Genomic DNA, 12,177 nt, shown 5'->3' on the forward strand with positions numbered 1-12,177 from the left:
AATGAACAGCTTTACTAATTTTCGGTTACCCCTATGCGTTTTGTTTTATTAATCAATTTTTATACTTCCCATCCCTTAGTTTACTTTATATGCACAAAAGAATTTGTGTTAAAATAAATGAATGACCAAAGAGATAGAAAGCATTTTTGTTATTCTTACAATAACGCAAATTAGGGGCAACTTAGGAGTGTATAATTATGAACAAAAAAGACATAGGACAGATTCGAAAACAATTTAAAGTAGATAATGACCTCCTCAAAATTTCAGATATTTTTAATGTTTATATTATGAAGGAAACAAGCGAGATTTATCATCACCAAAGTCAACCATTTGAAATGCTTGACCAAGATCAACAAGAGTTGTTTATGGGTAATTTTAAGAAGTTACTTGCAGGACAACTGGATGAAAAGCTTTTTGAATTAAAATTTAGACGGGATGCTGAAAATAATAGTCAGCTCATTTTACACCAAGGGTTACTCAGCAGTGAAGTGGAAGATTGGAAAGAACAAATGCTGAAAATCGTAGAAAAAATGCTAGTTAACCGACAATACGAAATGGATATTGTCATTACATTTATTCGCGCAGAATATTTAAAGCCCATGAAACGTCGAAATGCAGATACTGAGGAAAGTGACCGAGATACGGTTTACTCTCATCCGTTTATTTTGTGTAGTATTAATAATACACAAGAGCCAAAAAAAGAACTGCTTTTTGATTATGTTCAAAGAGAATTCAAGTACAATTTTGTGGTTGACCCAATTATCAACCTTAACACACCAATAGCCGGTTTTTTATTTCCGTGCTTTACGGAAAATGCTGCAGATGTAAATCATGTTCTTTATTCAGCAGGCAAAGTGCATGAACCAGATCATCAATTCATTGAGGATGTATTAAACGGCGAAGAAACAATGACAGCACAAGATGATAAAATCGTTTTTGAAGAAATTATAAAAGACGTAACAGGAGACCAATTAAGTACATTAACTCTCTCCAATGTATACGAAGAAATTAACCGGATGATTGTAGAAAATGAAGAGGACGAGCCGCCAAAATTGGATACTAAGGACGTTGAACGAGTGTTAAAGATGAGCGGACTTGAAGATATTAGTGCAGAAAAGGTAGAAGCTTCGTTCCAAAAAATTATTGACGATGATAAATATGAAATAAAAGCGAACAGCGTCGTTCCAAAGTTTACCTCAAAATCAATTAAAATCAGTACAAAAATAGCTAACATTTCGATTAGCCCACAAGATTTAAGATATGTAAAACAAGTCCATCTTGATGGGAAACGGTACCTGATGATTGAAGTAGAAGAAGATACTGTTATTGAAGGGTTTACGATGATTCCAGAAGCGTTTGGTGGGAACTAGAGCACTATACAAGGTTCTTTTCTGAATGTAAGAAGGGTTCTGAGATTATACTCACTCCAAGAGTGATATTTTAGAGCCCCTTTTTCTGAAATCATTTGAAACTGTTAATCTCTATAATCATTACTTATTTTCCCCTGTCCCCCTACCCAAAAGCCAACCATACATGTCCATAATTGTCTCTTGGAATTTTTAATTAATAGGAGCATTTTTTCATATAAAATTAATATAATTATGGTTATCTTTGATTAATATCAGATATGATTAAGTAAAGATAAATAAACTACATCAATTTTTAAATAAAGATGCCTTATGAAGGAGGTCTTCGTGGATTGAAGACACTTACAGTTGAAAATTTAGTTCAAAGATTTTCATTGAACGTCTTGTGTGGAGAGAATCAGCTACAACAACATATTACACAACCTAGATCACATCGACCCGGGTTAGAATTTGTTGGTCACTTTGATTTCTTTCCGACCGAACGAGTTCAAATACTTGGCAGAAAAGAAATTACATATTTGCATAAATTGACTCTAGAGGAACGTCAATTTCGAATCAGCAATATCGTTAAATACCATCCACCTTGTTTTATTGTTACTGCAGGACAAGAAGGACTAACTTATTTAACTCAATATTGTATCGAAGAAGGCATTCCTCTGCTATGTACAGACAAACCTCAATCAACATCAGAATTTATCAATAAGCTCGATGAATTTATGGTAAAAAAGCTCGCTCCAGAGATTGCCATTCACGGAGTTTGTTTGAATGTCTATGGAATGGGTATTTTAATTCGAGGAAAATCCGGCGTTGGTAAAAGCGAAACTGCACACACTTTGATAGGACGCGGTCATAGGCTTGTGGCTGATGATATCGTTGTGTTAAAAAAGCTTAGTGCACGAACCATACTCGGTACTCATGACGAGAAAACGAAGGAGTTTCTTTCACTGCGAAGTATCGGCCTTTTAAATGTCGTCCGATTATATGGTAGAAAAGCGTTTCAAGATGAAACCAGAATTGCTCTCGATATTGAATTAACAAAATGGCAGAAAGATACTCTAAATAATGAATTAGAGCATGAATCCAAATTCACTGAATATATGGGAGTACAAATTCCCCATGTTGAGATTCAACTTCAACCAGGTCGTGATGTGGCTGGTTTAATTGAGGCAGCCGCCAACAATTGGCTCCTTAAACAGCAAGGCTACAGTGCGGCAGAAGAGTTCATGAAACGTCTTGAGTCTGAATTTTAGCATAAGGCTGTTTTCGAAAACTATTGCTTTTGAAAAGTTTTCATGTTTATTGTTGTACCGATTGATGTGCGGGTGGGTGTTGATGCCTGAGAGGCAGATAAATGAAGCAAACATCTTTCCTCTCCTTAATTGATAACCACTGATAATTTGAATAAGCGGAGTTTTTCCCGTTAACACGCTGAATAGAGCTAGTTCGGAGAATATAAGGGGAGTTTTTCCCGTTAAGGCCAAGCAACATGGTCCATATTCATGTATTTTGATTAAATAAGTGGATTCTTTCCCTCTATTTAATCCATTTTTTGTACTTTTTCCTCATTAAGAGAAAAATCTCCCCTTATTTTTGTATCTTATTACCTATCGATTCTTTAAGACTTAAAAATCGCTGAACAGCGCTTATTTTGTAATACAAAAAATGCTTGGAGCATATTTCTCCAAACATTTTCATTCATCATAGCGCTAAATAATCGTTTAGCATTGAAGTCTACCCTGAAAAAAGAAATGCTGAAGGCGCTCGTTCATCGGCGACAGGCATAAGACGAGCCGGCTAGAAGGTTGCTTTTTAACCTTCTAGGGTGGATTGACTTAGACCTGAGAGTCGATAGCGCCTGAAGCTAGACACTAAGCTAAGTATAATTTTTCATACTCCATGGTGCTAATTTTAATTAGCATGGATGTCTACCCAAAATAAAGCTAAGCCTTACGTGTACTAATTAGAACTATTAATTACCCTCGTACTTATCCTTCAAGAAAGCCATACTACCATCAATATATGGCTCCTGTGTATCTTCCATTAAGATATTGATATGAGGCTTCTTCTCTTTTAATAGCTTCATCACTAGATCATAGTTTAAGAGCCCTGTTCCAACTGGCGCAAATTTCAACTGACCTTCTGCAATAATGAAGTCCTTTGCATGTAGAACTGCCAGTCTATCCCCCAATAAGTCAAAAGCTTCTTGTATGATTTCATCCTGGTTTTTGTAGGTTTCGCCAGTTAATAAATTCACAGGATCAAGTATCACCTGAAGATTATTAGAGTTAATACTATCTAACAGTCGTTTCATAAGTTTTGATGTATAAACCGGATGATTTACTCCCGCCTCTACTCCAACAATAACCCCAAACTTTTCTGCTTCGGTAACAAGCTCACGAACACTTTCGACTACTTCTAAAAAAGGCTCTTCCTTAAAGTTGTCTTCTGTATAAAAGATTTCCGCATTCACATTACCGGTTTCAGTACCAACAATGCTACAACCAAAATCTCTAGCATATCTTATATGCTCCTTAAATCGTTCGATTCCCTTTCTTCTTTCATCTTTGTCAGGGTGAATCATATTAAAATAGCAACCTAACACGGCTATTTGGATATGATTATTACGAAAAGCACTACCTATATGGTGTGCCATCCCTGGACTTAAGCTACCGTTTGCAGTATTAAAATCAAATGATCTCGCAAGTGCTAATTGTACCCCTTTAAGTCCTTTATTTGCTATTACTTCTACAAGCTCCTCTAATGGAAGCTTCTCAATATCATGTGCTCTAATTCCAATATTCATCTTCTCGCCATCCTTTTACTGTTCTTTTTCAGGCCCTATTTTAGGTTTAAGGGCACTTTCCCAAAGGAGTTCCATTCCCTTCGATCCACTCGCTTTCCGCGGGGCGGTTCGTAAGCCTCCTCGAAGCGAGTTTCTGCGGGGTCTTACGCTGACCGCATATCTCGCAGGAGTCAAGTGGCTCTTCGCTCATTCCATATAAGTTTTTACTATTACCACCATGATGCAAATAGCCGCAGCACTGTCCAAGGTGATACGGCTTTTTTCACTTACATAAGTTTATTTAACTATAATTATCTAGCTAGCCAACCACCATCGATCGCTAAGATATGACCATTTATATAGTCTGAAGCTTTACTTGATAAAAACACAACGGTTCCCATTAAATCAGCTGGATCTGCCCATCGAGCTGCAGGAATTCGTGATAAAATTTCTGCATTACGTTTCTCATCGGCACGGATAGGAGCTGTATTTGCAGTTGCAACATAACCTGGTGCGATTGCATTAATTTGAACATTATACTCAGCTAATTCATTAGCAAACGCTTTCGTAATTCCAGCAACAGCATGCTTACTAGCAGTATACGGCGGCACAAACTTCCCACCTTGGAAAGAAAGCATTGACGCAATATTGATGATTTTCCCGCTTTTTTGCTCAACCATTATTTTTGCCACTTCTTGACTTAAAAAGTAAACAGAGTTTAAGTTAATCGCCATTACTGCATCCCAATCTTCTTGTTTATACTCAAGTAATGGATTACGACGGATTGTACCAGCATTGTTTACTAAAATATCAATTTTTCCATATGCTTGAACACAAGTAGATACCACATCTTTTATTGCTTCTTTCTTCGTTAAGTCAGCTTGAAAAAACTCAATTCTACGTCCTTCTTTTTCAACTAACTGTCTAGTTTCATCCCAATCCTTATCATAAGTTACTACGAAAAGGTCAGCTCCAGCTTTTGCAAGTGCTACTACATACCCTTGACCTAATCCAGTATTACCACCAGTAACGATTGCAGTTTTACCAGCTAAATTGAAGAAATCTAGTGAAAAATCTTGTAATTGATTTGTCATTTTTATTTTCCTCCATTATTTATATAACTTATTAACGCAGCTCTTCCATTTTGACCATATCCATATCTGTGTAAGTAATGTTTTCTCCGCACATTCCCCAGATGAATGTGTAGTTACTTGTAGCAGTACCCGTATGGATTGACCAACTTGGTGAAATAGCTGCTTGTTCATTTTTCATGACTAGATGTCTCGTTTCATCAGGTTTTCCCATAAAATGAAATACCCTTGTGTCTGGATCCATGTTGAAATATAGATATACTTCCATTCGTCGTTCATGAGTATGACAAGGCATTGTATTCCAGACACTCCCTGGAGAAAGCATTGTTAATCCCATTTGAAGCTGACAGCTTTCACATACATTTGGATGGATATATTGATAGATTTTTCGATCATTCAATGTATCTGATGATCCTGCCTCAAGTGGAACAATCTTATTTATATCAATTTTTACCGTTGGATAAGTGTGGTGAGCAGGTGTTGAATTAATATAAAACTTTGCAGGAGCACTTGCATCCTTAGAACGGAATAATACTTCCTTCGTGCCTCTACTTACATATAACCCATCACGCAGCTGCATGCTATATTCAACACCATCTAGAATAACAACTCCATCGCCACCAATGTTGATAATTCCCATTTCTCGACGTTCTAAGAAATAGTCAACACCTAGCTCTTTATCAAGCTTAATCGTTAACTCTTCTTCTGCTGGTGTCACTCCACCAAAGATCATGCGGTCGTTATGTGTATAAGTTAAATGAACCTGACCTGATTCAAACAGCTTTTCTACTAAAAAGTGCTCCCTTAATTCATCAGTCGTATATTTTTTCACATCACCTGGATAAGTAGCATAACGCGTATCTAACATATCTATCATTCTCCTTCTCTATTCATTTTTTTGTAATCGTTACCTGACGATTTCACCAGCACTAGTTCCTGCAAACTTTAAAACTTCCTCCGCTGAAAATGCATTTGCATCACCATGAACAGTATGTTTCAGAGCTGAGGCTGCTGTAGCAAAGGAAATCAGTTGACCCGGAGGTAATTGTTCAACGATTCCATACAGCACACCTGATGCAAATGCATCTCCACCACCAACTCGATCAACGATTTGACTAATATGATGCTCTTTTGATTGATATAGTGTACCTCCCGTATAGTGATTGCCTTGTAATTTGTTATCTGAAGCGGAAAGTACAGTTCTAAATGTAGAACTCATGAATTGAATATTCGGATATCGCTTTTGAATTTCGTGATAGTAGTATGTTAGTTTTTCAGTTTTCGAAAGCACATCGTCAGCTTGTTGAATACCAAGTAAATAAATAGCATCCAAATCCCCGCAGAAACAAATATCCGTATACGGTAGCAATGGCTTAATAGCTAGTGAGGCTTCTTCTTGGCTCCACAAGCTTGCTCGATAGTTAAAATCAAAGCTAGTCTTTACACCTAACTCTTTTGCTTTCTTCATTGCTAGTAGTGCTAATTCCCTTAAATTAGGTGATAAAGCTAGTGTAATTCCCGACATATGAAAAACTTCAGCTTCACTTAAAATAGCCTCCAAATCCAATTCCTCAACCGTTAAATGGGAGAAGCTTGAAAATTTTCGATCATAAGTAACCGCTGCACTTCTTTCGCCAATTCCAGTTTCTAAATAGTAGGTACCTAACCGTTCTCCGCCTTTTACTAAGTAATCAATATGTACTCCATTTGAAAGCAGATGACGTTCCACCGCCTTACCTAGAGCGTTATTTGGAACCTTACTAACAAAATAGACATCAAACCCAAATTGAGAAAGTGAAACACCTACATTGGCTTCTGCACCACCATAATGCATAGATAGTTGATCTGCCTGAGATAATCTTTCACCAACATGGGTAGATAAGCGCAGCATTATTTCTCCAAGAGTCACAATCTTTTTCATGTTTTTAGGCCTCTCTTGCTTCTTTTACTTTTGCTGTATATTGTCTTGCATATTCTGTGATTTGATCATAATCACCTGTTTTTGCTGGAGCAACCAAGTTACCACCAACTCCTACTGCTACACATCCATTTTTAATCCATTGTCCAACATTATCTAAACTAACTCCACCAGTCGGCATAATGTTTACTTGAGGCAGAGGGGCCTTAACAGACTTAACAAAGTCAGGACCAAATGCGTTTCCTGGAAACATTTTTATGATGTCAACACCGTGTTCTAATGCTTGTTTCATTTCAGTTATTGTCATGCAACCAGGCATGTAAGGGATTTGATATAGATTACAAAGTCTAGCTGTTTCTGCGTCAAAGCATGGACTTACGATAAACTGCGCTCCTGCCAAGATGGCAATACGTGCTGTAGTTGAGTCAAGTACTGTACCCGCACCAATAACTACTTCCGGGTTCCCATCATAATGAGAAGCTAGTTCTTTAATAACTGCATCAGCATCTTGAATCGTAAATGTGATTTCAATGCCTAAGATGCCACCTTTCACACATGCATCAGAAATATTAATTGCTTCTTCTTGAGTATCTGCTCTTACAACCGCAACTACCCCACATGCTGATATTTGAGATAAAACCTTCAATTTGTTCATATGGTCCTCCAGGAACAATTTTTATTTCCTATTTGGAAATTTGATTTATTATTTGGAAACTATAAATTTATTATATATAATATTCTATAAGATTTCAATTATTCAAAAACAAAAAATCTTTATTTATAGTTATTTTTATTTTGTTTTTCACTAAATGTTCTTTTATTTATTTTTGAAACACCTTTAATGCATTTTGGAGGTTGATATTTAGTCCATTGCGATTATAATTACCTTTTGTATACTTTTCGATATACTACTCATTATGGATAACATATAGGTAATCGAACATCACTATCAAATGAAAAAGAACTTTTATTTATAAAATAGGAAGGATTCTTACATGACTACTACAAAACAACCATATGGAACTGTGCTGCTTAAGGCCAAGCTAATTTTAGATTTTTTATCTAATTCTGATGAACCTCAGAGTTTAAATACGATTGCTAAAAATACTGAATTAACAAATTCTACTGCGTTGAAAATCCTAGATACGTTGTTACTTATAGGGTATGTTCATAAAGACAGTGACTCAAAAAAGTTTTCCCTTGGTCAGGCTCTCATCAAGTATGCAAATAAAGCAATTAATCAACTAGACATAAAGGACATTGCAAAACCTCACCTGGAGGAACTAAACAGAACTACTACAGAAACTGTCCACTTAGGGATATTGGAGAATAAAAATATTGTCTATGTCACGAAACTAGAAAGTAAAAATCCAATTAGCTTGTATTCCCAAGTAGGAAAAATCATTCCCCTTTATTGCTCTGCTATGGGGAAAGCAATTTTAGCTGAAAAGCCAGATTTAGAAATTGAACAATATCTGGATCAAACTAAGCTTGTACAGCATACAGCTACTACATTAACTACTAAAGATGCGGTTTGTAAGGAAATAAATAAAATTCGCCAGCTTGGCTATGCTTTTGATAACTCTGAGCACGAAGATGATGTATTCTGTGTAGGAGCTTCACTTTCATTAAATGATAAAAACTATGGGGCAATAAGTGTAAGTGTTCCGAGGTATCGATTAACCGATGAATTTCAACAGGAAATAATTGAAGCAGTACAAAAATGCAAATCAGGTATACTAACGGATTTACAGTAGCTAAAAAACAACACCAGCGCAAATTGGCTGGTGTTGTTTTTTCCTAAGTTGTAAGCTTAGTGAGAACCTTAATTTTTGAATTAAAGAGGACGCCAAATAATTGGTGCCCTCCTAGTTGAAAGTTCTTCGATATTGAAGCAAATTAAATATAAGCATGTAAAAATTCAGATAAACTAAGTACCGCTAGTGATTGACCATAAGGCATGGTTGTTATTTTAATTTCTTTATAGAAATCTAGTGTGTCACCCATTCCAGTTCCAACAGAAACCTTTTGAACAGCACCATCTTCACCAATTTCATCAACGAGACCATGAATTGCTTTGTAAGCGACTTCTTTGTAATCTTGACTGATATAACGCTTATGTACGGATTTTAAGATCCCATAAGCAAATCCAGCTGTTGCTGACGCTTCCAGATAAGAAGTTTTATCATTGATTAATGTATGCCATAATCCACTTTCATGTTGGTATGTAGCTAATGATTCTACTTGTCTATTTAGAGTGTCGATAAGGAATTCTCTGAAAAAATCTCCCTTTTTCAAGTCAAGAATTTCAATGATTTCTGGAATAGCAATTGTAATCCAACAATTCCCTCGAGCCCATAATGCTTCTGCATAATTATGATTTTCTTCAAATGTCCATCCATGGAACCATAAGCCAGTTTTCCGGTCTGATAGATATTTAATGTGGATTAAAAATTGCTTCTTAGCTTCTTCAATATATTCAGGCTTATTGAAGAGAACTCCGATTTTAGCTAGTGGCAATACAGTCATCATAAGGGTGTCATCCCATAGTTGATTTTTATTCTCAGGCCCATATGTCATATGCTGTAATCCGTCTTCCTTTGTACGAGGCATATCATACATAACCCACTCTGCCCAGTCTTCTAAATAAGGAATAAATGTCTTATCTTGTGTATCTTCATATAAATAAGCAAGTGTTAAAAACGGCGCCATTGTATTTACATTTTTAGGTGGAACACCTTCTTCAAATCTAGCTTTAAACCAATCTGTAATAATGGTTAAAGCTTTTTGATCATTTGTAAGTCTCCAATACTTATAGATCCCGTAAAGTCCAACACCTTGTGGCCAATTCCAAACATTCCAGCTTTTATCATCTACCACCAAGCCATCAAAGTTTAATAGAAACTCTCCAGTGTTATCTTTAATTTGCGAAAGGTTATCCATCAGCAAATTAATGTAATTTACTACCTCTGTTCTTTCGATAAATGTCTTATTCTGAATCATAATTCACCCTCCAATTACTGATACCGTTTTCATTCATGTGTTGTTTTGATACTTTTTTGCCCTTAAAGCTAATTCAAGCACTTTCCTTTGGTAAGTATTCATAACTATTACATTAATTGTAAGCCTTGCAACCTACTTAGGTCAACACAATTAAAGGATAAATTGCTAATATTTCATTAAAAACAAACATTTTAACACTTGTTTATTTTTGTTTTATTTTTTATTTTGATTGTTTATAAAAAAAGATAGCTAGATATGGCCCTAGCTATCTTTTATCTATTATTCTTTTAAATCTTCAATTGAGTCAATATCCATGTATGCCGGTACGACTAATCCTAGCTTCGTTCCAGTAAGGTTTGCACCTAGATCTTCAAACTTACCATCGTATTCAGCATAGTAATCAGCGTGTGTTGTTGGCAACCACGCACCTACCAGTGCATCACCACTACCGTCTGCTACACCCGCCCACATTGGACCTGCATCAACTTGAATTAATTCAACTTCATAACCAACACTTTCAAGTGCATTTTCTACAACATGAGAGCTTGCGATTACATCATCCCATGCTACATAAAGTAGCTTTAGCTCTTCACCGTCAACCTCGTTCACACCTTCAGTCCAAGCGCTAACTAAATCTGCGTTTTCGCTAACCCATTGCGCTGCTGCATCAGCTGGGTCCTGACCTTCTTGAATTAAATTCATCACTGTCTCGATATGTTCTGGCTCCCAGTTAAACTGATCAAGAAGCTTATACGCATCAGGATGATCATCATTTAGTCCTAGACGAACAATTGTGTTAACATCTTCAGCTCCACCATAAATCCCTTTAGGATCTTCTAAATATTTCAAGTCATAACTTGCAAACTTCCAGTGTGGACTCCAACCTGTAACGATAATTGGTTCCTCTTTGTCATAAGCTTTTTTCAAAGCAGCTGCCATTGCAGCACTTGATCCTTCAACTACTTCCCAATCATCTAATCCGTACTCAGGTAAAATTTCATCAATCGTTAATTTCATTAAACCTGCACCAGGGTCGATTCCGACAATTTTGTAATCAAGCTGTTCACCTACAGAATCAGATGAACTCCCTGATTGTTCTGCTCCACATGCTGCTAATCCAAAAGTCAGTGCTACTGCTGATGTAATTCCTACTAATTTTTTTAACATTAAGCTGTTCCCCCTTGTTTTTTCTTCCCAATATTTTGTGTGATGCGGTCTAGTAAAATAGCTATAACAACTATTGCTAAACCTGCTTCAAACCCAACACCTGTTTTAATTTGCGTCACGGCACGATAAACCTCTGTACCTAGTCCAGGAGCCCCAACCATCGATGCGATTACTACCATTGATAAAGCGAGCATGATACTTTGATTAATTCCTGCCATAATTGTTGGCATCGCTAGTGGCAGTTGCACCTTTAAAAGCTTTTGCTTGGTTGTAGAGCCAAATGCTTCTGTTGCCTCAATTAAATCAGCTGGTACCTGCTTAATTCCAAGTACAGTTAAACGAATCGTTGGTGGCATCGCAAAAATAACGGATGCAATAACCCCTGGTACCACACCAATACTAAAGAAAAAGATGGCTGGCAGTAAGTAAACGAAAGCTGGCATGGTTTGCATCAAATCAAGTATAGGTGTAACCACCTGTCTTACTTTTTCACTTTGTGATGCCCAAATTCCAACTGGTATTCCAACCACAATCGAAATCAATACCGCGGTTAATACGAGTGCTAGCGTTTCTAGCATATCGCCCCAATAACCTAAATTATCGATAAGTAATAAACCTAATAATCCAAATAATGCTATTCTCCAATTACAAACCTTCCATGCTAGTAAACTCACAAGGATAATAAGAACAATAGAAGGTATGAAACCTAATCCATCGACAATTCCTTCAACAAAAAACTCAACACCAGTTGATATGCCATCAAACATCCCACCAAAGGTAGCAGTCATCCAATCAACTAACACATCAATCCAATTTGCTATAGGAAGCTTCGGTAAAATTCCTTCCATC

At 36.5% G+C, this 12,177-nt stretch carries 11 protein-coding genes; 3 read left to right on the top strand and 8 right to left on the bottom strand.

The window, feature by feature from the left end; translation table 11 throughout:
• Positions 1-197: 197 nt before the first annotated feature.
• Positions 198-1,370: a DUF4317 domain-containing protein gene (locus tag BK579_RS00060; RefSeq protein ID WP_078542954.1), complete on the top strand. Its 1,173-nt coding sequence runs from the start codon at positions 198-200 to the stop codon at positions 1,368-1,370.
• A 329-nt stretch (positions 1,371-1,699) separates the two neighbouring features.
• On the top strand, positions 1,700-2,617 hold the full coding sequence (gene hprK / locus BK579_RS00065; protein WP_078542956.1) for an HPr(Ser) kinase/phosphatase: 918 nt from the start codon (positions 1,700-1,702) through the stop codon (positions 2,615-2,617).
• Between the two features lie 719 nt (positions 2,618-3,336).
• Here hprK and BK579_RS00070 read toward each other — a convergent pair.
• From BK579_RS00070 to BK579_RS00090, 5 genes are all read right to left on the bottom strand, one after another.
• A complete protein-coding gene (locus tag BK579_RS00070; protein ID WP_078542959.1) occupies positions 3,337-4,170 on the bottom strand; it encodes a sugar phosphate isomerase/epimerase family protein in 834 nt (277 codons plus the stop codon).
• A 290-nt stretch (positions 4,171-4,460) separates the two neighbouring features.
• Positions 4,461-5,243 carry a 2-dehydro-3-deoxy-D-gluconate 5-dehydrogenase KduD gene (gene kduD / locus BK579_RS00075; protein WP_078542960.1) on the bottom strand — a complete coding sequence of 261 codons (783 nt, stop codon included), beginning with the start codon at positions 5,241-5,243 and terminating at the stop codon, positions 4,461-4,463.
• 31 nt (positions 5,244-5,274) lie between these two features.
• A complete protein-coding gene (gene kduI / locus BK579_RS00080) occupies positions 5,275-6,117 on the bottom strand; it encodes a 5-dehydro-4-deoxy-D-glucuronate isomerase (protein WP_169891023.1) in 843 nt (280 codons plus the stop codon).
• Between the two features lie 30 nt (positions 6,118-6,147).
• On the bottom strand, positions 6,148-7,161 hold the full coding sequence (locus tag BK579_RS00085) for a sugar kinase (RefSeq protein WP_078542964.1): 1,014 nt from the start codon (positions 7,159-7,161) through the stop codon (positions 6,148-6,150).
• A 4-nt stretch (positions 7,162-7,165) separates the two neighbouring features.
• The gene (locus BK579_RS00090; RefSeq protein WP_078542966.1) at positions 7,166-7,813 is read right to left on the bottom strand and encodes a bifunctional 4-hydroxy-2-oxoglutarate aldolase/2-dehydro-3-deoxy-phosphogluconate aldolase; all 648 of its coding nucleotides are present in this window, start codon (positions 7,811-7,813) and stop codon (positions 7,166-7,168) included.
• A 340-nt stretch (positions 7,814-8,153) separates the two neighbouring features.
• Here BK579_RS00090 and BK579_RS00095 point away from each other — a divergent pair, with 340 nt between their 5' ends.
• A complete protein-coding gene (locus BK579_RS00095; protein ID WP_078542970.1) occupies positions 8,154-8,915 on the top strand; it encodes an IclR family transcriptional regulator in 762 nt (253 codons plus the stop codon).
• Between the two features lie 142 nt (positions 8,916-9,057).
• Here the strand turns inward: BK579_RS00095 and bglB are convergent, their stop codons facing one another.
• The 3 genes from bglB to BK579_RS00110 all read right to left on the bottom strand — a co-directional run bounded on the left by bglB (position 9,058) and on the right by BK579_RS00110 (position 12,176).
• Positions 9,058-10,161 (bottom strand): beta-galactosidase BglB, encoded by a 1,104-nt coding sequence (gene bglB, locus BK579_RS00100; RefSeq protein WP_078542972.1) that lies wholly within the window; start codon positions 10,159-10,161, stop codon positions 9,058-9,060.
• A gap of 279 nt (positions 10,162-10,440) precedes the next feature.
• The gene (locus tag BK579_RS00105; protein WP_078542974.1) at positions 10,441-11,328 is read right to left on the bottom strand and encodes a glycine betaine ABC transporter substrate-binding protein; all 888 of its coding nucleotides are present in this window, start codon (positions 11,326-11,328) and stop codon (positions 10,441-10,443) included.
• Entirely contained in the window at positions 11,328-12,176 is an 849-nt protein-coding gene (locus BK579_RS00110; protein ID WP_078542976.1) for an ABC transporter permease, read from the bottom strand. Before BK579_RS00110 ends, BK579_RS00105 begins: the two co-directional genes overlap by 1 nt.
• Position 12,177 lies beyond the last annotated feature (1 nt).

This window comes from Litchfieldia alkalitelluris, assembly GCF_002019645.1.
Classification (GTDB): Bacteria; Bacillota; Bacilli; order Bacillales; family Bacillaceae_L; genus Litchfieldia; species Litchfieldia alkalitelluris.